Source organism: Verrucomicrobiota bacterium, from assembly GCA_038744685.1.
In the GTDB taxonomy this organism is placed as follows: domain Bacteria; phylum Verrucomicrobiota; class Verrucomicrobiia; order Opitutales; family Puniceicoccaceae; genus Puniceicoccus.
Genome location: JBCDMB010000004.1, coordinates 25,520 through 50,258, shown reverse-complemented (window position 1 = coordinate 50,258; position 24,739 = coordinate 25,520). Strand labels below are relative to the sequence as shown.

Sequence of the window (24,739 nt, the reverse complement as noted above, 5' to 3'; positions counted from 1 at the left end):
GAGACTCAGTCTAAAGCTCGGAAGATTGCATCCCAGTCTACAACCTCCTCCGATCCAGACACTTTCTCGCTTTTTCCGTCTCGTTCGATGAGGTAAAGCAGGAACTCCTGATCGCCGTCACTCAACTGATTCATCGGGATGGAAAAGCTCCTCCGATCACCAAAGCGAACGACACTCACCTCGGTTTCGCTAATTTCAACGATCTCCGCTTCGATTGTCCTCCCTGTGAGATCAGTCAGCACGACAGATCCAGAGTTAGCCCGCGCCTCGAAACCAGTGATTTCTTCAGGTGTCCATTTTGACTCTGATACCGGAAGTGGGTCTCGCTCTGGCAAATCACCATTCTCAACTTTTCTGTCCAAGAAATCCACCCGTTCGTTTAGCGACACGATTTCCGACCTCAATTGTTCCATGTCAGTCGCTTCCGCACTAACGCCATCCACATCACTGTTGCTTCCCCTCACAGGAGACTGACCCATTTCGGCGAAACGGAAGCCAAAATACCCGCCTAAAGCTCCCACCATAAAAACGAGCAAAAGTAATCCAACGAATCGCACCCTCCACCCAATGATCGAATTCGAAACAGACGCAATTCAATACCGGTTCGAATTCCAAGTTCCGTGGAGTTTCTATCCCGGCAAAACTGATTGAAGTCGAGATTTCACATCAGCATACCTCGGCTGGGCCGAGAACGAGCCCTCCGAACCCTTCCCTTGAGTCTTGACCCGAATCGGTCAGTCTGAGAGTCGTTTTTCAGGACAATACTGTCCTCCAAACCATCAAAAAAGATAAGGTTATGACCACCATTAGCGACATTCGTGCACGGGAAATCATCGACTCCCGCGGAAACCCGACCGTCGAGGTCGACGTTGAATTGGAGAGCGGAATCGTTGGCCGCGCCGCTGTTCCCTCTGGAGCAAGTACGGGCGAGAACGAAGCTCTCGAGCTACGGGACGGAGCTCTCCCTGCCAAAGATTTCCCAAAAGGATTCGGACCAAAAAAACGGTATGGTGGAAAAGGGGTAACTAAAGCGGTCGACAACGTTCACGACATGATCGCTCCCGAGCTATTTGGGCTCGATGCCTGTGACCAAGTAGCGGTCGATAAAACAATGCTCGAGCTCGACGGAACGCCGACGAAAAGCACTCTGGGAGCCAACGCTATATTAGGGGTGTCCCTTGCAACTGCAAAGGCCGCAGCCGAAGCCGTAGGTCTACCTCTTTATAAATACATTGGTGGTCCGAACGCCAAGGTGCTTCCCGTGCCCATGATGAACATCATGAACGGAGGGTCTCACTCCGATGCACCTATCGACATTCAGGAGTTTATGATCATGCCAAAGGGGGCGAAGACTTTTCGGGAGGCTCTTCGCATGGGCTGCGAGATCTTCCATGAATTGAAGAGCGTATTGAAATCTCAGGGTTTGAGCACTGGAATTGGCGACGAAGGCGGTTTCGCACCAAAACTCGCTTCCAACGAAGCGGCCCTTGAAGCAATTGCAGCAGCGGTAAAAGGAGCCGGTTACAAGCTCGGGAAAGAGATCTTCATCGCTCTTGATGTCGCCTCCTCTGAGTTCTACGACGCTAAGAAAAAGAAGTATGTTTTTTCTAAGAGTGACGGTTCGAAAAAGAACGCGAAAGAAATGGTCGCATTCTACCAGGATCTCCAGAAGCGCTACCCGATTCTCTCCATTGAGGACGGCTGCGATGAGAACGACTGGAGCGGGTGGAAGGTCCTAACTGACGAACTGGGCGCAACCACCCAACTAGTCGGTGACGACCTTTTTGTTACAAACACCAAGTTCCTGAAAAAGGGAATCGATCTAGGTGTCGCAAACTCGATCTTGGTAAAAGTGAACCAGATCGGCTCGCTCACTGAAACCCTTGACGCCATCGAAATGGCCCGTGAGGCAAAATACACTTCAGTCATTTCTCACCGATCCGGAGAAACCGAAGACACCACAATTGCAGACATAGCCGTAGCCACCAACGCCGGTCAGATAAAAACGGGTTCTCTTTGCCGCACAGACCGTGTGGCTAAATACAACCAGCTCCTGCGAATCGAGGAAGAACTCGGCGACAACGCGATCTACGGGGGCAAGCTGTAAGAGAGATTTTTCGCGTATTCACTGTTTGAAAAGGCGGTCCGGTTTCCGGGCCGCTTTTTTTTGAAGAGAGGAGCGGCGGCTTCAGCCGCCGAAGATCGATCCCGCAAATGAAGCCGATGTCGGCGACTGAAGTCGCCGCTCCTTTAGGACGCCCATCCAACTCACATCTAAGAAAACCTCCCCGGTTCAGAGAACCGAGGCTACGAGGTCTCGCTTCCGGGGCTAAAGTCCCTTGTGATACGACGGCGATAGCCGTTGTCCCTCCAGTCACCGCCAACAAAACCTACTCCACCCCAACACTCTCTAGAAACACCCGAGCATTCTCCCTATGCGCCTTCTTCTTTTGTGAATCCATCCGTTGCCATGACCGGGTCATCATCGAAAGGCGCGGATTTTTCTGGAAGAAGTCCTCGTGGTCACCAATGAAGCTCCAATAGAGCCCATCCCAGATTTCACACCACTTCCCTGTCTTGTAGGAAGACATCTTTCGGATGTAGTTCGAGCCCGAAAGATACGGCTTCGTGGTGAACGTGCCACCATCTGCGAATTGCGACATCCCGTATACATTGGGCACCATCACCCAATCGTAAGCGTCAATGTAGAGCTCCATAAACCAGCGATAGATCGCATCTGGCGAAAAACGACAGAGGAGCATAAAGTTGCCAATCACCATCAATCTCTCGATGTGGTGACCCCAAGCATAGTCAAGAGCGTGACGGATCGCGTCATCCACCGGAGGTATCCCTGTCGATGCATCGTAAAATGCTTTCGGGATTTCACGATCATGACCCCAATAATTGCCATTCCGAATCTCGACACCCCGGTAGCGATAAATACCCAACATAAACTCCCGCCATCCAATGATTTGCCGTATGAAGCCCTCTAAGGAATTCAGTGGAATGTCGTTTGATTCGCTAAAACCAATAGCGGCATCAACCACTTCCTGAGGAGTGAGAAGCCCAACGTTGATCGCCGGAGAAAGGACAGAGTGAAAAAGGGTTCGATGCTCCAGATGAATCGCGTCCTCGTAAGGACCGAACTCACGAAACCGCTCTTCAAGGAATGAATCCAGCCAACTCTTCGCGGCTGCGTGAGTCGTAGGCCACGCAAAAGAATCCACCGAGCCAAGGTTCCGCTTGAACCGCTCTTCGACGTAATCAAGAGCTTCCCCAACATATTTGTTCCGTCTCGCAGCAGGAACTGACGGTAACTCAAGTTCCGCCGGCACTTTCTTTCGATTGTCTTCATCGAAAGACCAGCGCCCCCCAGTTGGCTCATCCCCTTCCATGAGTATCCCCAGCTGATTTCGTTGGTCCTTATAGAAGTTTGCCATAAACGGACGCTTGCGACTTTCTCCGGTGTGCTTCTCCAGCAGTTCCTCGGAGCTTATGAATGCAGGGGTATCGAAAAGCACCAACTCAGCCCCGAGTTCGTTCGCTATCCGTCGAACTCGCTTCTCAAGAAGAAAATCATGGGGATTAGCTAACCGAATCTCTTTGACCGTAGAATCCAATAGGGATCTCAAGACGTTGTAGGAATCACTCCGCGAACCTTTGGGGCAATCAATATACTGTAGCTTGTAGCCTCGCCTGCTCATCTCCGCAGCGAACGCTTTCATGCTGGCCCGATGAAAGACCAACCTCTGCTTGTGAACATTGAGAGGTTGGTGCTGATCGGTCCCAAAGAGCAAAGGATCTTCAATTAGGAAAGCGGGGATCGATGAATCGAGAGCAGGATGGTCCGAGAACAATTGGTGCGGGTAGATAAGGCTTACGGAATTCATAAGGTGAGGCCGGGGGTGCAACTCTGCCCGCCGACCCGGCAGCTTAGAATCCAAACCGGCAAGGTCAACGACCTCACACAAAATTCTCGTCTATTCTTTCAACAACCGCTCGATCACATCATTCACCACCTTGGGGTTTGCTTTTCCCTTCGTGGCTTTCATGACAAATCCCTTTACTGCGTTTATCGCCTTGGCATTTCCCTCCAGGTATTGAGAAACCGCTTTCTCATTCGCTGCAATTGCCTCCCGGCAAAGAGACTCCAACTCACCCTCATCCGAAGACTGTTCCAAGCCCTTTTCCCTCACGATTGCACGGGGGCTTGCGCCGCTCTTCAGCATCTCTGTCAATACTTCCCTTGCGATCTGGTTGGAAATGACATTCTCCTCCACCAAATTGACCAGTTCAGACAGACTAGCCGGAGTCACCAAAGAGTCACCAAGGCTACCCTCTCCCTCTGCAAACTCTCGCTGCAGATCATTGGCAATAAAGTTAGCCAGCAAAATCGGGCTTCCCCCCTCACTGACCGCTAGTTCGAAAAAATCGGCAAGTTCCCGCTCGGAAACGAGAACGGATGCGCTCGAATACGGGAGTCCGAGTTCCTCCTGGTAACGCCTTTGCCGGTCGAAGGGCGATTCTGGAAGCTCGGACGCCAATTCTGACTTCCAATCGGAATCCACAGACACGGGCATTAGATCTGGGTCTGGAAAGTAGCGGTAGTCGTGAGACTCCTCTTTGGTTCGCATCCCAGTCGTCATTCCTCTGTCTGCATCCCACCTGCGGGTTTCCTGTATCAACTCTCCGCCTTCCGACAAAACCCGCTTTTGCCGTGCAATCTCATAGGCAACCCCATTTTTCACACCGCTGATGCTGTTCAGATTCTTCAATTCCACCTTGGTCCCCAGAGTGGTCTCTCGAACGGGTCGGATGCTGATGTTTGCATCGCACCGCAACTGCCCTTTCTCCATGTCGCAATCGGAGATCCCAGCGTAAACAAGTTGCCTCCGCAACGCTGTCAAAAACGCAAAAGCCTCCTCTGCAGAGTAAATGTCCGGTTCCGTTACAATCTCGATCAAGGGTGTTCCGGCACGGTTGTAGTCAACCAGACTATCTCGCTCGAAATGAGTGAGTTTACCGACATCTTCCTCAAGGTGAATACGGGTCAACCGAACCCACCGATGAGGTCCCTCCTCCGACCTCGAAGCTCCCGCCACCTCGATTTCAACCTGCCCGTTCAAACACAGCGGCTGGTCATATTGGGAAATCTGATAGTTCTTTGGAGAATCGGGATAAAAGTAGTTTTTCCGGTCCCACTTACAGGTCTCCGCGATATCACACCCCAGCATCATTCCAACCTTCACGGTCTTCGCTACCGCTTCCCGGTTAATAACCGGTAGGCTACCTGGAAGTGCCATAACCACCGGATCAATCAGACGATTCGGTTCCTCTCCGAACCGGTACGGAACGCTGGTGAACATCTTGGACTCCGTCTTCAACTGGACATGAACCTCAAGACCAATGACTGCTTCGTAGTTCATCAGAGATCCTCCTTCCCCAAAGGCGCAACCATTCCCTCAAATTCGTGTGCTTCTTCGAACTTCCGGGCGACTGCGAGCATATCAGTTTCTCGAAGCACTGGTGCAATCACCTGGAGCCCAATCGGGCACCCCTCCCTATCCAGACCACAGGGAACTGACATCGCAGGCAGACCCGCCAAATTCGCCGAAATCGTGTACACGTCACTCAGATACATCGACAGAGGATCGTCCATTTTCTCCCCAGCACGAAAGGCAACTGTAGGAGTCGCTGGTCCGATCAGACAGTCTACCTTTGTGAAGGCCTCGTCAAAATCCTTACGAATCAGCGATCTCACTTTTTGAGCCCGAAGGTAATAAGCGTCGTAATAACCACTGGAGAGGACGTATGTACCCAGCATGATTCGCCTCTTCACTTCCTCTCCAAATCCCTCACCGCGCGACCGGAAATACAGATCGATTCCATCGGTCGACTCTTCAGAACGATGTCCATATCGAATACCGTCGTAGCGAGCTAGGTTGGATGAGGCCTCAGCAGTAGCCAAAATGTAATAAACAGGAACTGCGTAGGAAGAGTGAGCCAGGGAGACTTCGATGATCTCACAACCATCTTCCTCGTAGAAGCGAATTGCTTTCTCCACTGACTGCTGAACCTCAGCGTTGATTCCTTCCGCAAAAAACTCTTTGGGAACCCCAAGTTTCCACTTGCGGTCCACCTGATCACGCATGCCCGCAAGAAAGGCCGTATCCTGATTTGGAAGGGAGGTGGAGTCTCTAGGGTCATGACCACAAGCGGCATCCAGAAAAAGAGCTGCATCCTCAACCGACCTAGTAAAGGGGCCGATCTGGTCGAGAGAGGAAGCAAACGCAACCAGACCATACCGGGAGATCCGTCCGTAGGTTGGCTTCAATCCAACAGTCCCACAAAACGCAGCCGGCTGACGAATGGATCCACCCGTATCACTTCCCAAGGAAAGAATCGATTCACCCGCGGCAACACATGCCGCGCTTCCTCCACTCGAACCGCCAGGAACTCTTTCAGTGTCCCAAGGATTACACGTGCGACCGAAAGCTGAATTCTCAGTGGATGAACCCATAGCAAACTCATCCATATTCAAACGGCCAAAGAGCACCGCTCCTGCTTCTTTAAGTCGCTGAACGACTGTTGCGTCGTAAGGACTCACAAAATTCTCAAGAATACGGCTGCTACAGGTCAAAGGCTGTCCGGTGACGGCAACGATGTCCTTGAGGGCAATCGGAATCCCGTCCAACGGACCACGGACCTCTCCTTTGCTTCGCCTTTCATCGCTCGCCTTCGCCTGTGCCATCGCATCGTCACGGTCGACACTGAGAAAAGCATTCACCGACCCCTCGACCGAATCCATCCGCTTCAGACACGCAGTTAGAATCGCCTCACTGGAGGTCTCACCTGAGTCAAGGAGACTGGCCAGATCGACTGCTGTCTTCCCCTCTAAGTTACCGTCCGTCATCTATTCGATTACAGGAGGAACAACAATTTGGCTCAACCGGCTCGCTGGCGCATTTTTTAAGAACGCTTCTCGATCGTCCAATTCTTCAGCACGGTCCTCTCGAAGCACATTGGAAAGCGGGATTGCATGGGCCATAGGCTCGACGCCATCCACATCGACCTCTTTCAGCTGCTCTACGTAACCGACAATCCGCGAAAGTTGCGGACCCAGCTTTTCCTTTTCTTCTGGAGTTAAGGAGAGGCGCGCCAAGACGCTGAGCCGATCGAGATCAATTGGGTCTTTTTCTGTGTCCATTGCTTTCTTTCGGAGTAGAGACAGCCCAATCGGGAAGGCAAGCGGTTTTCTGAGCCACTCTTGAACAGCCACGGATAAATCGGATGTCAGTTGCCAACCGATGATCTGTCCGTTTTCATCCATCCCATGAATATACGATCCCAAATCTGCTCTCCTTCCAGTCGTCGGACATTCCTCAAGCAAAGTACCTTCGGAATGGGTGCCTTCGCTTTTTCGGGTCTTCTATCCAAACGCACTTTCGGTCAAACCGGCAATTCTTCGGAGACACCTTCCGGGGTCCCTGCCATGCTCGACTTCGAGTCCCTGACCTACCCATTTGCACTTCCACCCCTACCCTACGCATACGATGCGTTGGAGCCCTACATCGACGCACGCACGATGGAGATCCATTACACAAAGCATCATGCTGGCTATGTCCGTAAGCTCAACGCCGCGATAGAAAACTACCCGGCAACCCACAGCCTCACCCTCGGAGAGATGCTTACGGATCTCAACGCGGTCCCCGCTCCGATTCAGACCGCAGTTCGCAACAACGGAGGGGGTCATCTCAACCATTGCCTCTTTTGGTATTCCTTAGTGAACCCAGGCGTGACTCCGTCCTCACCCCTGCAAGCCACCATTGACGGAGCGTTCGGTAGCGTGGATGGTCTCCTGGAGGAGATGGTTTCTACCGGGCTGGGACGCTTTGGTAGCGGGTGGTCCTGGCTCTGCAAAAATCCTGAGGGAGGGCTAGTGGTGGTCTCGACACCCAATCAAGATACACCGTGGATGGATGATCCTTCCCTTCGGCCGCTTCTTGGGGTGGATGTCTGGGAACACGCCTATTATCTGAAATATCAGAACCGCCGAGGGGATTACCTCAATGCGTGGAAAAACATCGTCGACTGGAGCGCGGTAGACAAGCGCCTTCGAGGAGCTGCCTAGAGCACTTTGCGATTAGGTTGAACCGTCAGGTGGGATTTAAAATGAGAGCAGCGCAAGGCGGCTTGGTGTGTAGCGGGCTGAAGCCCGTGAACACCAAGCTAACGCAGCGAACTCTCATTTTAACCCCATCCAGAGGACTGGCTGCTTTTGGGCCCCAACAGCGTTCGAGCGACGCTCACGCACTTCTAGTGCGCAGCGCGTCGCTCCGCCTCGTTGAGGCGCAAAATCCGCTCAGCCTGATGGTTCAAACTAATCGCAAAATGCTCTAGAGTAGCGGACTTGCCAAGCGGCAAACATTTTCAAAGAACCGCTGAGCCATTGACCGAGTCTCCCACTCTTCGGCATCGATAACTAATGAGTCGTCGATGTAAGTCTGTTGAAGGGCGCGCACTTCCTCTCCAACTGCATGCCCATACACGAACAAGGCGACCTCGTAGTTGATCCAGATACTCCGCATGTCGAGATTCACAGTGCCAAACATCGTTATGCTTTGATCTGCGGTAATCGATTTTGTGTGTAAGAGACCACCGCGGTATAGATGGATCTGGATCCCTTCTTCCATCAATTCACTGTAGTAAGAACGGCTCGCATACCTCGTTAGGACCGAGTCCACCTTTTCCGGTAGGATCAGGTGTACCTTTACTCCTCGTGCGGCTGCACCCCTCATAGCACGCAACAACGACTCGTCAGGAATGAAATAAGGGGTCGTGAGGACCAACTCCCGATCAGCTGAATTCACCGTAGTGAGTAGCATTTGTAGCAACCCGTCATCCGTCTCACCCGGACCAGAAGGAACCACCTGAATATCCACCCCAGGCTTTGGTTCCACCGTAGAGAGACGGGATTCACGAATGAGGGTTTCAATCGAATCATCCGTTTCCAAGACCCAATCACCAATCAAAGTGAGACCGAGGGGAACAATCACTGACCCTTCCATTCGAGCCATAGCATCGACCCACTCTCCCACTCCCGCATCCTGTTTAAAATACTTCGGATCAACAAGATTCATGCTCCCGGTCCAGGCAATCTTCCCATCGATAACGATAATCTTTCGATGAACCCTAAGGTCGGTTCGATCCAGGAAAGTGCGGAAGAGCCCGACCGGCAAGGCCTCCGCAAGATGGACACCCGCCTGTCTCAGCTTTTCTGGTTGTGAGCCCTTCCACCAAGGCCGCGCTCCCAATGAGTCCACCAACACACGACAAACCACTCCTCTGCTCGCCGCACGAATGAGAGAATCGAGAACTTTGTCAGCCTTTCCCCCTTCGTTCCAAATGTAAAACTCCATAAAGACCGAGTGTTCGGCTGCATCCACGTCTCTGGCGATCGAATCAAGCATCTCTTCGGTATCGGAAATCAAGTGACCGCTGCTTCCAGAAACAGTTGGAAACCCAATCATGTTCGTTCCAAGAAGATTCATTCCCTTTGCTTCACCGGGATGTTTACCCCAATCGACAATCGTAATGTCTCGATCCATTCCGAGCCTCACGAGACTCTCGTAGTCGACCTTACGCTCTGCGATTCGACGAATGCGCCTCCGGCTGATTCGCCGTTCCCCGATCAGAAGGTAAAAAAGGGCGCCGGCGAACGGGATCGCGCTAACGACGAATAGCCAAGTCAATGCCACCCCGGTAGCCGGCCTTCGCATGATCACTCGAATCGAAATGACGAGAACCAGAGAAAGGTGGAGAACCGCCAGAAGGTCCGAGTAGTCAACAGAGGCATTCATGAATAGTAGCGAAAGGTTCTATTTCATCAACCCGGATAGGCTCGATGCAATAGTTCTCTGCAAAACTGAATTCAGAAACCAATCAAGAGCCCTCATTTGAAATTTAGGGATTGGCGTCTCGATACACCTTAGATTACTTCAGCCTCTGTGGATTCGAAGGATGACTTTTCGGTCAGGCGCATCAACTCCGTTCGCTGGATTCTTACGTTTCAGGTTTTATTGATCGTTGTTTCTCCCCTCCTCCAGCTGGTCACCGGTTCGCAAACGGTGACCAACGTGCTTTTTTGGATTTCACTGGTCGGGCTCTCTTTTGTGAGTTTCCTGATCATTACGACTGGAAGACTCGCCTTGGTCTTGGGCATTTCGATAGCTGGCGTACTCGCGATCCTTCAAATCTCTGCATCCATCACCAGCAACCAAGCGATTTCTCTCATCTACTTCGCTGGTTTGGCGGGAGTCATCGGGCTTGTCTTCTGCCGTTTTATCCGGCTGCTGATGAAGACTCGCGAAGTGACTTTAGATACCCTCTTAATCGGTATCTCTTCCTACCTGATGCTGGCGGTGTTTTGGGCAGCTATGTATTCAATCTGTACACTGCTCGATCCTTCAGCGTTTTCCTTCTCATCAGCTCTCCAATCCACTTTAGAGGGAAGAATCGTGTTGGAAGGTAAGAATGCAGGATTAGCCATTTACTTTAGTACGGTCACCCAAACTACCCTTGGATATGGAGACATTACCCCAGTCTCTTCGCTGGCGAGAATGCTGGTCTCAGCCCAAGCCCTCATGGGGCAGATCTACGTGGCAATTTTAATTGGTAGGCTCGTCGGGCTGAGCATCGTATCCAAGAACAAGGAAAACTGACAGAATTGCCGACGTGGCAACCTGATCTTTCGCCCTTTTTGGTTCTCAATCGTCTGGATCCTCTGGTGACCTTATTCCAAAGCCTCCGCCAATACTGCGATAGAACTGAACGATGTTCTGACGCATGATTCCATTGCTTTCCGCGAGACTATCCTGAAGTTCGAGAAGGGCTTGCTCACTGGTCAGAACCGTATCGAATTCGACCAGACCGCTTCGATAAAGATCCAGCGACAAGCGAACCGATTCCTCAGCAGCCTCGGAGGCTCGACGAAGATCACCGTTACGGCGACGCTCGTTCGCAAGGCCGGAAAGAGAATCTTCAACCTCTTGAATCGCGGTTAGAACCGTTTGTTCATACTGCGCAAGAGCCTGATCCGTGCGAGCCTCCTCGACCTGGATCAGATCGCGGAGTCTTCCAAACTCAAACACTCTCCAACTCATGAATGGACCGATTGAAAAAGCCCGCGAGTCTCCGTTAAACCAGTCTTGCGCGTCAAATGCGTCAAAAGTGAATACCCCGTTTAACGAAAAGCGGGGATACAAATCTGCAGTCGCCACACCAATTTGCGCTGTCTGAGCCGCGAGATTCCGTTCCGCTTGGCGGATATCTGGGCGCTGCCTGAGCAAGTCGGCTGGAACTGTTGTAACCGAGACAATCGGAATCGAGTCCTGCTCAGCATACTCAGTTCCGAGAAGAGGCGCCAGGTCCCACGGATAGTCCCCTGTCAAAACAGCCAAGGCGTTCAATAGGTTGTCCCGCGCCTCCCGCAGCTGGGGCAATAGAGCTCGACTACGGTTCAAATTAAGCTCTGCCTGCGCTCGATCCAGTTCCGGAGCCAGGCCCGCTTTCACGCGGTTTACGGTTAGATTCAGAGTATTTTCCTGAGAGGTAACGTTCGAAGTCGCAAACTCTAATCGTTGCTGAACTGCGCGGAAATCGAAGTAGGCCTGAGCCGTTTCCGCATAAAGAATCACCAAAAGATCGGCGTATTGCGCTTCACTCGCTTCAAACGAAGCGGATGCGGATTCAATACTGCGTCGAACTCGTCCAAAGAGATCAATTTCCCACGATGCATTGGGCCCAATTGAAAAGGTGGTGTCGTCCCGATCACGAATCGGTGATTCGACTGGAGACACATTGACACTCGTTCGGTCGAAAGTAGCCGAACCATCGACCGCGATACTCGGAAATCTCTCTGATGAGGCAATCCCAAGGGAAGCACGAGCCTCGTCGATCGCCGCCAGAGCCGCTCGAAGGTCACGATTCTGCTTTCCCACTCTTTCGATCACTTCGTTGAGAACCGAATCGTTGAAAACGAGCCAATAACTCTCTTGGTTCGCTTTTGTTTCCCCAACATTTCGCTCGTAAGGCGACTGCCAACTATCCGGCAATGAGATTTCAGGTGCCTCGTAATCTGGACCGACTGTGATGCAGCCACCTAGAAAAAAGAGGCTTAGAAGAGGAAGGAAAGCATACAGACGTTCGGACAGTGCTTCTCTCATTTGGTCTCAGCCCTTGCGTTGTAGAAAGTGCAATAGAAGGTTGGCAGGAGAATCATCGTCACAATCGTTCCAAAACTCAGCCCAGCCATGATGGTGACTGATAGGCCCACCCAGAAGACATCGGTTAAAAGAGGAATCACTCCGAGGACCGTCGTCGCAGCAGCAAGAGCAACCGGCCGCAAACGGGAAAGTGCGGCCCCAATCGTCGCATCGTAAGCATTTTTACCCTCGCTCTTGATGAGGTTGATTTCGTCGATCAAGACAATGGCGTTCTTGATGATCATTCCGCAAAGACTCATGGCTCCCAACAACGCGACAAAACCAAAAGCTGCACCCGACAACAGGAGGCCGTAGGAAACGCCGATGATCGCGAACGGAACAATAAGGAGGATCAGTACCGGAGGCCGCAGAGCGTTGAAGAGGAGAACCAAAGTCAGAATCACAATGAGGAACGCTGGCACCACCCCTGGAATAAGGGATTTTTGCGCCTTCTCGTTGCTCTCCTGCTCACCGCCCATCTCCACCACGTAGCCACTGGGAAATTCAATTGCATCCAACTCACTTTGAACCGTAGCCATCAACTCCGCAAAAGTTACCCCAGCGATTGGATTGGCTTGAACTGTAATGGTTCTTAAACGATCGCGTCGCCAAATCAATGGATCTTCCCAGGAAATCTCGGTTCCATTAACTACCTGCGCGAGAGGCAAGGGACCACGGGTCTCATTTGCTGCCAACTGAAGAACCTCAACGTTCGTGAAGCCGGTTCGCTCGCTATTTTCGTTTCGGAGAATGATCGGGAGAACGTCATCGTCCTCTCGGTAAACGCCAACTGTCGATCCATCAAAGACTTGTTTTATCAAATTAGAAACATCCTCACGGGAGACTTGTGCAAACCGCCCACGACTTTGATCAAAAGCAGGCTGAATCACAGGGGTCCGCTGGCGCCAATCCGTCGTGACATATGCGAGAAGAGGTGAGGTCAACAGGACATCTTCCACCTTTGCAGCAGCATCCCGTAGCTCTCCAGGATCGGCATTTGAAGGACCCGTGATCCGCATTTCGAATTTATAAGTAGTATCGGGACCGACTCCGTAGGCACGGGGAGCCACCAGACTCCCCGGAAGAAGAATCGACCCCTCCTCGTTTACTTTCGAAATTAACTCAGGAATATCGCTCGCGTCTGCGACATTAACGATCAACTGTGCATAGGAGGCGTAGCTGAGCTCGGGAGAAACCGGGAGGTAGAATCGTGGCGGGCCTTCACCAATAAAAGTGACCACGTCCTCTACTCTGTCATCCTCCAAGAGAAACGCTTCCAGACTTCTGATTTCTTCGCTATGCGCGGCGAGGCTTGATCCTTCGATCGCCCAGAGATCAACCATGAACTTTTCCATCGATGACTCCGGGAAGAAGAGTTGCTTCACATAGGTGAAGCTGAAAAGGGCCGAAACCAACAAGGCGACCATGATCGCAATTGTGAAAAACCGAAAACGAATTGCGCCCTCCAAAATTGATTTGAAGGTGCGGTAGAGCTTTGACCCATAGGGATCTTTGGCCAGTTCCTCCTCGGTAGGCTTTTTGATCATGCCGATACACTGGAGAGGGGTGATTGTGATCGAAATGATCCAACTCGAAAACAGTGCGATTGCCACGACCGAAAAAAGCGATGCGCAATATTCACCCGCCGCGTCAGTCGACGCGTAGATTGGATAAAAGGTCATCACCGCAATGAGTGTCGCCCCCAGCAAGGGCATCGCAGGGAGGGTTGCCGCCTCGATTGCCGCTTCCTTTGCATTCATACCCTTAGCGATCCGAGCCGAAGTTCCATCCGCAACCACGATCGCGTTATCGACCATCATGCCCAGCGCAATTACCAAAGCTCCCAGGGACATTCTTTGTAGGTCGATCCCAAAAGCCAGCATCAGAATAAAGCTGGCCGTAATCGTGAGAATCAGAGCCGTTCCGATGATAATTCCCATCCTCCAGCCCATGAAGAGAGTGATGACTACCAGGACGATCAGGACTGCTTGGGCAAAGCTTTCAATAAAGCTGTTCACCGAATCCGAAACCACATCCGACTGCCAATGGACCCGATCCAGCTCCAACCCGATCGGCAAAGCAAGACGAAGATCCCGGACCTTTTCGTCGATCCGGGCTCCGAGCTTCACAATGTTCTCGCCCGGTTTACCAGAGACCGAAATCGCGACTGCATCCCGACCATTAAAACGCATTCGGGTTGAAGCCGGTTCAATATAACCGCGGCGAACCGTTCCCACGTCTTGAAGACGTATGATCTCCGTTTCTCCGGAAGACGGACGAATGATCAACTCCGCGATATCAGCTGGGTCTTTAATGCCGCCAGTTGTTTCTACCCTGAGCCTTTGGTCGCCGATATCAATGCTTCCCGCATCGACCACAAGATTTTGCCCTCGCAGAGTGGCGAATAAGTCACCTTCCCCGATACCTAGGGTAGCGAGATTGGCTCGAGAGTAATCGATGTATATTGCCTCGCTCTGGTCCCCCCAGACTTGAACCTTTCCTACGCCGGGAACTGCCAGAAGCTGCGTCCGCAAATCGTCAGCGTAGTTCGCCATGTCGGCGTCCGAAAAGCCATCGCTGGTTAAAGCGAGAACCGATCCATACACATCCCCAACATCGTCGTTGATGATTGGTCGACCACTTCCCTCCGGCAGACTCCCTTCGACGTCCCGCACCTTTCGCCGAAGAGTGTCCCAGATCTGGGGAAGCTTATCGGACCAAAACTCCGCCCGCACCTCGATTTTGACGATGGAGAGGCCAGCTTGGGAACTCGATTCGATGTAGTCCACTTCGGTCATCTCCTGAACCGCCGTTTCAATCAAGTCGGTGACCTCTTCCTCAACCTCCTCCGGTGAGGCTCCCTGGTAGGGAGTAATCACGTAAGCGACTTTGAGCGAGAAATCCGGGTCTTCCAGCTGTCCCAACTGGAAAAAACTAAAAATACCTACAAGGAAAAGGACGGCAGAGGTGAAATAAGTGACAGTCGCCTTCTCGACCGCGAATTTTGGAATTCCCATTATTCTCTCGGCAAAGTGCTTTTACTCTTCGTTGAGTAGCCGAACCGACTGCCCCTCTTTGAGAAACTGCGTTCCAGCAGTCACAATCCAGTCCACTCCGTCCAGTTCTTGGAACTGGAGATACACTCCATCTCCCGAAACACCAACGGTCTGGACCTCTTCGAGAGACACGGTAGACGACTCTTTGTCCAACACCCAAACCGCAGAAGAACCGTCACGCTCAACAAGAGCAGAGGGTGGAATCCGAACTCCGGGAACTGGAAGACCAGCCGGAATGTTCCCGTTCTCTTCGAATGCCAGCTCTGCATTCGCCTGCCCAGACATACCGGGGAGAATCTGAAGTCCATCGGGCTGGTCGAGGATGAGGGTGAGAGGATAGGTCCGCGTCGCTTCAGAAGCTTCTGAGCCAACGCTATCGATAAGCGCCGGAAGGGGCATATCCCCAAAAATGTCAAAAGTAACAGTAAAACGTTTAATCGATGAAAGATAAGGAAGGAATCTTTCGGGAAGTTGAACCGTAAATTCGATTTGTGAATCATCGAGAAGACGAATGACAGTCTCCGTCGCCCGAATTCTCTGAAATTCATCTGCGAAAAGGGTCGCTATGACTCCATCAAAAGGTGCGACCAAAACCGTGTCCTCCAATGCCTTCTTCGCTAGATCGAAATCCGCGATTGCGATATCGAGGCTTGCTCTGGCATTCGTCACCTCCTGCTCTGAAACCGCTCCGGTCTTTGAGGCCTCAAATACTCTGTCAAATTGCGCTTTTGCCCGTTCACGCTCCGCTTCCGCAGAATTCAGCGAATTCTGGTAGTCGCGAGGAGCCAGTTTCGCGAGAACATCACCCGCTTTTACGCGGTCTCCTTTCTCAACGGGAATTTCGGTGATAACGCCACTCACCTCAAACGCCAGGTTCACCTCGTTTGTCGCCTCAGCGCGCCCCGGCAAATCGCCACCGGCAATCGCTGCACTTGGGAAAACAGGAACCGCCCTCACTGGTCTCGGAACTTCTACCTGTTCTTCAACAGCATCACCGCAGCCTGCCAAGACTACCATGCAACCACCCAACACTCCTACCAAGAGTCCCCGACTAAAAGAGGATGAATATGAACTAACCATCGCAACTTTCGCTATAAGCATCACTTAACTAGTCATCTAACAAGCGAAAAACGTGCCGCTTTCACAAAAACTCGTTATTCTGAGACCCGCCCCTTTCAAGCCCACCAATATCAACATAGACAATTCAAACCGGGTCATATACGCTTCGCAAGTTCCGTCGCACCCAGAGTACCATCCCCTACATGAACCAACGTCAAAAGCAGAGAATTGATACTCAGGAAAAAATTCTCCTCGCCGCTCTCGAAACGTTTGCCACGGTTGGTTTCAGTGAAGCCAGTAGCTACAAGATAGCCCGCAAAGCAAACATTCAGCAGGGGCTTTTGACCTACCATTTTCCAAACAAGGAGATTTTGTGGAAAGCGGTCACAGAACACCTGTTCTCCCGCGTCCGCGCCGAAGTTCCGGACTGCCTCGATCATCAGGGAAATTCAAGTGCAGATCGAGCTCGCCGATGGATTGGCCACTTTGTTCGATTTGCTGCGCGCAACCCGGTCCTTATGCGCTTCATGATCGAGAACAATGTCAGTCATGACGAACGCCTCGATTGGATTGTTCCTCGCTACGTGCAACCTGGTTTTGAAGTCTTTTGCCGACATTTCCCAAAAATCGACGCTAGCGAACAACCTCATGCATTCTATATATTCCTCGGTGCTTCCTCTGCCATTTTCGCGAGCCGCCTGGAATTCGAAAAACTCTGCGGTTTTGATCCGACCGATGAGAAGAGAGTGGACGATCACGTCCGAATCATGACTCACCTTATGCTCAACTACTCTTCGAGTGGCACCGATAGGGTTGCCGTCTCAGCAGCCTCTTTTGAAGATTTGAAGTCGGGTAAACAGGTAGTTCCGACGCATAGACGCCAATGACCCTTTGGGACGTCAGGATCGATAATTGTCCAATAGGGTCTCCAAATTCGCTTTGAAACTTCGTTCGAAAACTCTTGCAGAGCCTTGGTCGTCGAGGCTTTGAGCACCAGCAGTCCCGACGCTTCCTGTGTCCACGCAGTCAGGCCAAAGGCTACGCCATTCGCCACCCGATCCACAAGAGACGCGTAGGAAGGCCGGAATGAATCCAGGGCCCTTTGCCACTTTACATCCTCAACGAGAGTCGAGAGCCCAACCAAAACATGGACCATCGTCGAATTTCCGGAAGGAGTCGCATTATCATACCACTCGATTTGTCTTAAAACCGGTGTATCCGCATCCACACCTGTAAAGTAAAAACCGCTTCCGCCCTCGTTCTGGAACCGGGACAGCACCGTGGAACCGAGCGCAACAGCCGCCTCACGAAAACGCTTGGTATCCTGAGTTGGAAGTAGGTCCTCTCGACCAGAAGCAACCAAACAGGCATGGGCAAGCGTTGCATAATCATCCAAAAACGCCTCTGGCGCATCTTCGTCAATCCGAGCAAGCAGGTGCTCCCCTTGGAACGCCTCCTGAAGCAGGATACTCAAAACTTCACCACCTCGGCTGACCCACTCTTTCCGGTTAAAGATTGATCCTGCATGGATCAAGGCTCGGGCCATCAATGCATTCCAAAAAACGAGCACTTTCTTGTCGCAAACTGGAGCAGGACGCTCCAAGCGCTTTTCGTAGAGGATCGATCGCGCCTCCAAGAGTTCATCGCGATCCTCAACCGTGCCATCAAACTGGGGGTAGGACAGACCATCCTCAAAATTGCCCGCCTTGGTAATGCGGTATGCCTTTGAAAAACGCTCTGCCGTCTCCTCATCGAGATATACCCTGAGTTGCTCTGGGGTCCAACAGTAGAATCTACCCTCGCCCTCAGGAGAATCCGCGTCAATCGATGCCGCAAAGAGACCTGAGGTGGTTCGCATTTCCCGCTCCAGCCACTCAACCGTATCCGCAACGACCCTTTCAAACAATGGATTTCGGTAGCGGGACCAGCCCATTGAGAAAGTCTCGATCAACAATGCGTTGTCGTAGAGCATCTTCTCGAAATGTGGGATCGTCCAGTCATCGTCTACGCAATACCGGCAGAAACCACCGCCAATCTGATCAAATAAACCCCCTCTGGCCATTTTCTCCAGGGTCAACGAAACCACCTTGTCTATCCGATCTGCCATCTTTGGATTCTCGTTTCCGCAAGCTCTGGTCTGCCTCATCGCAAGAAGAAACTGGAGAACCATCGACGGTGGGAATTTGGGAGCCTCTCCAAAGCCTCCTTCTTCTAAATCCGCGGTGCCGATAATCTTGCGAACTGCACCGAGCAAGTCGCGAACTTCCCAATTCGAAGCCTCTTCCGTTGTTACCGTCGACTGGTGTTTGAGGTTAGCGACGATATTACCTGCATTCTCTTCCAGTTCTTCACGCCTCGACTGAAAATAGTCTGAGATCCTCATCAGCAGTTGCGGCCAAGGTATCATTCCCTGACCACGGTCCTGTGGAGGGAAATAAGTGCCGCCATAAAATGGCCGCCCGTCCGGGAGGCAAAAGGCATTTAAAGGCCAACCCCCATGCTGATTGATCATTTGAACGGCCTCCATGTAAACTCGATCCACATCGGGTCTCTCTTCCCGGTCGACCTTAACGCACACGAAGTGCTTGTTCATGATTCGGGCGATGTAATCATCCTCAAAAGATTCATGAGCCATCACATGGCACCAGTGACAAGAGGAATACCCGATCGAAACGAGCATAGGCTTGTCTTCAGCCGAGGCTTTGGCGAAGGCCTCTTTTCCCCACGGCATCCAATCCACTGGATTCTCCGCGTGCTGGCGGAGGTAAAGACTGGTTTCTTTAGCGAGTTGGTTGGCCATCCCTCACTCTTCGCCATAAAAGACAAGGTTCGCAAACCCTGCGTCCACGAAAATCAGCAACCCAATAGTAGGGCTAAAGGCAAAACGCACTCAGGACTTCTTGATACCAGAAAGGTCAGTCTCAGATACAATCGCGGACGCCAGGACTTCTTCGGTCTGGAGGAAAAACCCGCTCAAGCACCTGGAACCGGTAAACCCATTCCCGGAAGAAAGTTCAAAAGCTGGGTTTGGAGAATTTCCAGATCCTTCAGCGTGATCGCCAAAGAAAGCGTTGCCCTACTTCCCTCGCTACCCGCGACGAGCGAGTCGAGAACGGGGAGAGGTTCTGGAGTGTTTCCCGCAACCATCATTTTCGCAAAGGAGATCAATTGATTGTTGAGGATGCTCGCAATCGCTTGTGCATCTTCCTCTGAGCCAAGATTCAGTCCAATCTTCATAGCTAGGTCATCAGCAGCCATCATACCGACTCCAATACTCTCGAGGCTCTGGATCTTCGAAAGACCCGGAGCAAACGCCTCACCCTGAGCGGCCATTCCAGCCAACTGAGCCTTCAAGGACTCTGGCAAGATGATGGAGATCCAGCCCTGCTGGCCATCAATCAACCCCATACTCGGAGCCGAAAGAGCAGCAGGAATAGAACCTGAGGAACGCGCAACCGAAGAGTCCACGCTCGTCTTGTCTCCGAAGAAAGCAGTCGTCGAAGAACCATCATTGGTCACTGCAGAAAAAATCTCTGGTGCCCCAGGCTCCTTGGGGAATTCAATGTATTGAACTCCTTCGCCCTCGGTCACCGTCATATCAAAAGACTCGCCGCTTTGCTCAGTAACGTAGGTGATTGCTTGGACAATCTGATCAGCGGTAACTACCTTGTCGGCTGATACAGCGCCGCTGATTTTGAGCGCTGTGGGATCGACCTGCACCATTTCCAAGCCCGAAACGGCCAAAGCAAACACCGTCACATCATCGTCACTAAGTCCGGTAATTTCGGTGATTGTGTCTGCAATTTCCTGTGACTCCTCTGCTTGCGGGAGGGTCTCCTGCATTCCAGCAACTGCTTTCGAAAACTCAGATTCACTCATCGCCTTCTGATCAAAATACATAGCGATATCAGCCGATTCAGGAAAAGCCTTGAGAGCTTCATTGGAGGCTGCAGGGCTACTACCAGAATCACCCGATGGGCTACAGGCAGCACCACCAATCAAGACGGCTGCAGCAAGGGTGAGAAGAAATATGGGTTTCGTCTGTGGGTTATTCATAGTATGGAGAGACGATAAACTCACATGGGCGTTGATGGAAAGGAAAGAAACCATGATTTTTAAACGAATTAAGAACCCGGCGTCTGTGGACTTTCCTTTTTATTAAATCGCGCCTGATACAAAGCATGCTCGCAAAAATCGAAATCGGTATCGCTATCGAAAGCACTCGAGACCCGATTTCGATCCCGATATCGGATCCCGAGTCTGTTCTATTTAGGTAGCGAATTAATAAGCGAAGCAAAAGCAGGCACTTGAATGGCAATATCCAAAGACCCATTTGGAAATTTCCGTAGAAGCATCCGCGACTCGACTGAGCTCGCGGTTCGAACAAGCTCACCGCCCTTAGTCTGTCGAAGGGCCGAAGCCCACGCAGACGGATGACCGTGGTGTCATGAGTGATTACCGGCCTTTATGGGTCATTGGTCTTCGCGACCGATGCTACGCTTGCGAAAGCACTTCGCTATGCCGCCACCCTGATTTCCCTGCGAACACCTGAGTTGCAAACAAGGAAATAGGTAGAATCCCAAATACCTCGAAGGAATCCGATCTCTACTAGGAATTGAAACCATCAGCCCTGCGCCTTTGGACCTCTTTCGCCTTGGTCGCAGGAAGCGCACGGGGCTTTGACCAAACCCGAATATTTCCTGCGGTCTTAGGCCTTGAGTACGGCTACCAGCTTTTCCGCCCACTCTTCGTAGCCATCTTCGAAATCAACGTCTAAATCCGCCCGATCCAGAATTTTCTTGGCACCTGCCTTCACCAATGACTCCTCGACCTTCCGGCCGCATCCGCAGAAATCGTCATAGGAGGTATCGCCAAGCGAACAAACCGAGAATTCAAGATTCGGAAGTTCGCCCGCTTTTCCATCGTACAAATCAAAGCAAAAGTCTTCGGCGTCGTCAGGGGGATCTCCCTCGCCCCACGTAGAAATGACTACGGCGAGCTTTTTCTCGTCCTTTAGGCGGGTAACGTCATAATCACCCGCATCTTCAACAACCGCGCTTACCCCGGCGGATTCCAACTTATCAGACAAATCGTTCGCCAACTCCTCGGCGTTGCCGGTCATTGTCCCAAACAATATTTTCACTGCTCCATTTTCGCTCATAACCTTAGACAAATTTTACTTTCTGATAATTTCAATTCACAAATCCATAACACCGGATTCCAAAAAAACCGCTGTGCGGATCCTCCTTACTTTTCCCTATTTCCTAGACGAGACACCACCCAAGAAACTACATCTTCATCGGACGAGGACTTCACCTTTCTCAGGAACTCTGCCGGATGGATGCCACAGCTCCGAAGAAATCTGCGGTCACCACCGCAGCCATACATCACTTCGCCAGGCAATTGGCCACGTAGCTTTGCGTTGGCCTTGACCAAAATTCGAGGCAGCCAAGGAATCCCTGCGACTGTCTCCTCCCTTGGCGGAAGGCTCGCCTCGGATATCCACTCACTTGACGGCTCTCCCCCCTGATCTTCGAAGAAAAAGAGCACTCTCTCAAAAGAAACTAGCAGGAAAGTCCCAACGTCAGGATCTCCAGAAGAAACAAAGTCTTCCACGTAGTCGAAAACGTCCATCACCCCCAAACCGATACCCTGCAACTCTGTCGTTTCACTTTCTGTGAAAAAATCCCCGGGAGTAGTTTTACCTCCCCGATAACGTTCAACACCCTGATTCCATAGGTGATGAAGCCTGTTAGTTAGATCATAAAGATCCGGCACAATAGCGGTCGTTTCCATATTGCTCCGGAAGATGCTTACAGCCAAAGCGAGCGCAAACACTCAACCCAATTTAATTGCGCAAGAGTGGTCAGTGAGGACAGGCTTCTACCTGATTGACCAAGCCGGTCACATCCGTTCTAGGAATGACTTCTGGAGAGGTCTATATTCAGCTTGGTCAAGACTTGGTAACGCCCAAGTCCTTTTGCGCGACGGCTGCTCTCGGCAAAGAAGAGTCGTTATCTATAACCGAAAGCCAATCGGACATGATCCGAATACCTTCCCGCAAGACAACGTCCAATGGGGGACCATCCTTGTCCTCCTCTACTACGGAAGCTTCGACCGTCTCCGTCTCAGCATCCAGAACAAAGAGTTCAAAATCGTAGGCATTCTCCGAGAGACTTTCCCTTTTCTCATTGAAGTACTCCCGCAGACTCTGGTCGCTTTCCTGCTGCCGACGCCTTTCTTCCAAGTCCAAAGAAACTTCCTTTTGCTCACGCCGCTCCCGGAAAAAGTCTATGGATTCCGCCATCACGGAAAACTCTTCCAAAGTATCGACACGGTCACCACTCAGCTCACGCAGCGAATCGATAAGGCCTTCCTGAACCAAGATCAAATCCAACTGATCCTCCTGCTTAAGCCCAAAGCTGAGAGGTGTGATGGTATCCCATGGAAGAGAGTGATCGAGATCAGCTTCCCCCATCGAAAGAAAATCGCTCATCGACGGGATCACGAGATCGGCTTTCACTCCTTCTACCTGTGTCGACTCTCCGTTTGGAAGGTAATACTTTTGGACAGTCAATTTAGTTGCACCGACATTCTGTCCGGAAGCCGATAGGGAATAAAAGAGAGGTGGGGTCATTCTAAAGATTCCCTGAACGGTTCCTTTCCCGTGAGTGGAACTGTCGCCCACGACCAAAGCGCGTTCGTAGTTTTGCAAAGCGCCGGCTACGATTTCCGAAGCGGAGGCTGTAAACTTGGAGACCAATACCAGCAACGGGCCTTCCCAAACGATACCGGAATCGCTGTCATCATGATGCATCAAATCGCCTTGCACCGTCTTCACCTGAACAACCGGGCCCTCTGGAATGAAGAGCCCGGCTAGCTCGACTGCTTCGGACAAGAGACCTCCGCCGTTTTCGCGGAGGTCAAGAATGATACCCTCCACGCCCTTCGCTTTCATCTTCACGATCAACTCGGCAACGTCATCACTCGAGTTTGGATGGTCAGGTAGCTCGGATCCATAGAAAGAAGGGAGATTGATGACACCAATCGGGACAGTGCGACCATCGACAGGTATCTGATACAGTTTTGCTCTCGCTAAATTAGCTGTCAGCTGAACCTCGTCACGAACCAGGACAACCTCCTTTCGTTCCGATGGGTCTGCCGCCTCTGCAGGTCGAATATTCAAACGAACCACGCTCTCTTTCTCTCCGCGGATCATCTTCACGATCTTCCTGAGTTTCATCCCGACGACGTCCACGTATTCACCATCCTCACCCTGAGCGACGCCAAGAATCTGGTCATCTACGTGAATCTGATTGCTCAGGCCTGCAGGTCCTCCGGGAATCAACTCGCGCACCGTGCAGTAACCGTCCACATCCGTCAGAACGGCACCGATGCCGACCAAGGAATTCTCAATAGCAATGGAGAGGTCTTCCAAAGAGTCAGCGGAGAGGTAGAGTGAGTGAGGATCATAGGTCCTTGCCAGTGTCGTAAGGAAAATCTCCTGAACCTCTGCTGCTTCAAAGCGATTCATTTCCCGTTCCAAGCGCAAATACCGCTGGGCAACAATTTCTTTGGCCTCTGCAAGGGCCTCTTCGAAAGGAAGTGGTTCTCCCGTCTCAACATCTGCTTCCGATACACCGTCTTCCAGGTCAAGGCTATCGTCCGAATTCGGTGCCATCAATGGAATCAACTCATTCAACAGCTCATACTGGATTCGGGTCCTCCAAAGTTCATCGACCTCTTCGTTCGATGCTGGCCAAGACTCTTCGGAGCGGTCCGTTTTGTAGACTAGGCCCTCGTTGAACTCGAAGTCCTGATCCAGGTATTCACGCACCCAAGCGATCCGCTCCTTCACCCTCGACTGGAAAACGGAAAATACTTGAAAAGCCGGATGGAGATTTCCGCTCCTGAGGTAGCGAACCATAGGGGGCGAAAAGCGGGAAAGAAATCCGTCCCGATCCCCGGCCGTAAAATAGAGGTGGTTATAGTCCAAATCCTCCATAAATGCCACGATCAGTTCAGACATCTCCAGGTCCTCAAGGGCGATTTCTGAAAAATGGAGCCTCTCAAGCGAGTTGACCAGCCACCGAGTTTCTGCCCGCATCAGACCGCTTGCCTCAAATACCCCGTCTTCAGCGGGTGCCAAGTGGGCCACCACGAGAGCCAACATGCAGCCCAAGTGTATTCGTAACCGTTGCATACCGGTATAGAGAACAGTTTTTTCCCAGAGGTCAAAACCCGAGAATAACAACCGAGCACTTTTTCCTGCCCTTGAAACTGGCTCCACATCCTAGATTGAAAGGTGAGACTTTGAGTGATTTCCGTTTGGAGCGGCGACTTCAGTCGGCGACCACCAAG

18 protein-coding genes are annotated in these 24,739 nt (G+C 51.7%); 4 read left to right on the top strand and 14 right to left on the bottom strand.

The window, feature by feature from the left end; translation table 11 throughout:
- Positions 1–5 precede the first annotated feature (5 nt).
- Positions 6–557 (bottom strand): hypothetical protein, encoded by a 552-nt coding sequence (locus AAGJ81_03845; GenBank protein ID MEM0965272.1) that lies wholly within the window; start codon positions 555–557, stop codon positions 6–8.
- Between the two features lie 239 nt (positions 558–796).
- On the opposite strand from AAGJ81_03845, the gene eno reads away from it, so the two are divergent.
- Positions 797–2,107 (top strand): phosphopyruvate hydratase, encoded by a 1,311-nt coding sequence (eno, locus tag AAGJ81_03840; GenBank protein ID MEM0965271.1) that lies wholly within the window; start codon positions 797–799, stop codon positions 2,105–2,107.
- A 283-nt stretch (positions 2,108–2,390) separates the two neighbouring features.
- Here the strand turns inward: eno and AAGJ81_03835 are convergent, their stop codons facing one another.
- The 4 genes from AAGJ81_03835 to gatC all read right to left on the bottom strand — a co-directional run bounded on the left by AAGJ81_03835 (position 2,391) and on the right by gatC (position 7,330).
- Positions 2,391–3,890: a cryptochrome/photolyase family protein gene (locus AAGJ81_03835; GenBank protein ID MEM0965270.1), complete on the bottom strand. Its 1,500-nt coding sequence runs from the start codon at positions 3,888–3,890 to the stop codon at positions 2,391–2,393.
- A gap of 90 nt (positions 3,891–3,980) precedes the next feature.
- Complete coding sequence (gene gatB, locus AAGJ81_03830; protein ID MEM0965269.1) at positions 3,981–5,426, bottom strand: Asp-tRNA(Asn)/Glu-tRNA(Gln) amidotransferase subunit GatB; 1,446 nt, start codon at positions 5,424–5,426, stop codon at positions 3,981–3,983.
- Entirely contained in the window at positions 5,426–6,913 is a 1,488-nt protein-coding gene (gene gatA, locus AAGJ81_03825) for an Asp-tRNA(Asn)/Glu-tRNA(Gln) amidotransferase subunit GatA (protein MEM0965268.1), read from the bottom strand. The genes gatB and gatA overlap by 1 nt, the downstream gene beginning before the upstream one ends.
- Positions 6,914–7,330: an Asp-tRNA(Asn)/Glu-tRNA(Gln) amidotransferase subunit GatC gene (gene gatC / locus AAGJ81_03820; protein MEM0965267.1), complete on the bottom strand. Its 417-nt coding sequence runs from the start codon at positions 7,328–7,330 to the stop codon at positions 6,914–6,916.
- A gap of 3 nt (positions 7,331–7,333) precedes the next feature.
- Here gatC and AAGJ81_03815 point away from each other — a divergent pair, with 3 nt between their 5' ends.
- The gene (locus tag AAGJ81_03815) at positions 7,334–8,131 is read left to right on the top strand and encodes a superoxide dismutase (protein MEM0965266.1); all 798 of its coding nucleotides are present in this window, start codon (positions 7,334–7,336) and stop codon (positions 8,129–8,131) included.
- Positions 8,132–8,396: 265 nt separating this feature from the next.
- Here the strand turns inward: AAGJ81_03815 and cls are convergent, their stop codons facing one another.
- Positions 8,397–9,860 carry a cardiolipin synthase gene (cls, locus tag AAGJ81_03810; protein MEM0965265.1) on the bottom strand — a complete coding sequence of 488 codons (1,464 nt, stop codon included), beginning with the start codon at positions 9,858–9,860 and terminating at the stop codon, positions 8,397–8,399.
- A gap of 147 nt (positions 9,861–10,007) precedes the next feature.
- Here cls and AAGJ81_03805 point away from each other — a divergent pair, with 147 nt between their 5' ends.
- The gene (locus tag AAGJ81_03805) at positions 10,008–10,721 is read left to right on the top strand and encodes a potassium channel family protein (protein ID MEM0965264.1); all 714 of its coding nucleotides are present in this window, start codon (positions 10,008–10,010) and stop codon (positions 10,719–10,721) included.
- A 45-nt stretch (positions 10,722–10,766) separates the two neighbouring features.
- Here the strand turns inward: AAGJ81_03805 and AAGJ81_03800 are convergent, their stop codons facing one another.
- Genes AAGJ81_03800 through AAGJ81_03790 form a run of 3 tightly spaced genes read right to left on the bottom strand, consistent with a single transcriptional unit; the run spans position 10,767 to position 16,399 of the window.
- Positions 10,767–12,224 carry an efflux transporter outer membrane subunit gene (locus AAGJ81_03800; protein ID MEM0965263.1) on the bottom strand — a complete coding sequence of 486 codons (1,458 nt, stop codon included), beginning with the start codon at positions 12,222–12,224 and terminating at the stop codon, positions 10,767–10,769.
- Complete coding sequence (locus AAGJ81_03795; protein MEM0965262.1) at positions 12,221–15,280, bottom strand: efflux RND transporter permease subunit; 3,060 nt, start codon at positions 15,278–15,280, stop codon at positions 12,221–12,223. Before AAGJ81_03795 ends, AAGJ81_03800 begins: the two co-directional genes overlap by 4 nt.
- A 21-nt stretch (positions 15,281–15,301) precedes the next feature.
- The gene (locus AAGJ81_03790) at positions 15,302–16,399 is read right to left on the bottom strand and encodes an efflux RND transporter periplasmic adaptor subunit (GenBank protein MEM0965261.1); all 1,098 of its coding nucleotides are present in this window, start codon (positions 16,397–16,399) and stop codon (positions 15,302–15,304) included.
- A gap of 182 nt (positions 16,400–16,581) precedes the next feature.
- Here AAGJ81_03790 and AAGJ81_03785 point away from each other — a divergent pair, with 182 nt between their 5' ends.
- Positions 16,582–17,265 carry a TetR/AcrR family transcriptional regulator gene (locus AAGJ81_03785; protein MEM0965260.1) on the top strand — a complete coding sequence of 228 codons (684 nt, stop codon included), beginning with the start codon at positions 16,582–16,584 and terminating at the stop codon, positions 17,263–17,265.
- On the opposite strand, the gene AAGJ81_03780 is transcribed toward AAGJ81_03785, so the two are convergent.
- From AAGJ81_03780 to AAGJ81_03760, 5 genes are all read right to left on the bottom strand, one after another.
- Positions 17,166–19,178 carry a thioredoxin domain-containing protein gene (locus tag AAGJ81_03780; GenBank protein MEM0965259.1) on the bottom strand — a complete coding sequence of 671 codons (2,013 nt, stop codon included), beginning with the start codon at positions 19,176–19,178 and terminating at the stop codon, positions 17,166–17,168. The two genes, AAGJ81_03785 and AAGJ81_03780, sit on opposite strands and share 100 nt — an antisense overlap.
- Positions 19,179–19,351: 173 nt before the next feature.
- On the bottom strand, positions 19,352–20,488 hold the full coding sequence (locus AAGJ81_03775; GenBank protein MEM0965258.1) for a hypothetical protein: 1,137 nt from the start codon (positions 20,486–20,488) through the stop codon (positions 19,352–19,354).
- Between the two features lie 598 nt (positions 20,489–21,086).
- The gene (locus AAGJ81_03770; protein MEM0965257.1) at positions 21,087–21,539 is read right to left on the bottom strand and encodes a flavodoxin domain-containing protein; all 453 of its coding nucleotides are present in this window, start codon (positions 21,537–21,539) and stop codon (positions 21,087–21,089) included.
- An 86-nt stretch (positions 21,540–21,625) separates the two neighbouring features.
- Positions 21,626–22,174 (bottom strand): DUF5069 domain-containing protein, encoded by a 549-nt coding sequence (locus AAGJ81_03765; GenBank protein ID MEM0965256.1) that lies wholly within the window; start codon positions 22,172–22,174, stop codon positions 21,626–21,628.
- Between the two features lie 157 nt (positions 22,175–22,331).
- The gene (locus AAGJ81_03760; GenBank protein MEM0965255.1) at positions 22,332–24,551 is read right to left on the bottom strand and encodes a carboxy terminal-processing peptidase; all 2,220 of its coding nucleotides are present in this window, start codon (positions 24,549–24,551) and stop codon (positions 22,332–22,334) included.
- Positions 24,552–24,739 lie beyond the last annotated feature (188 nt).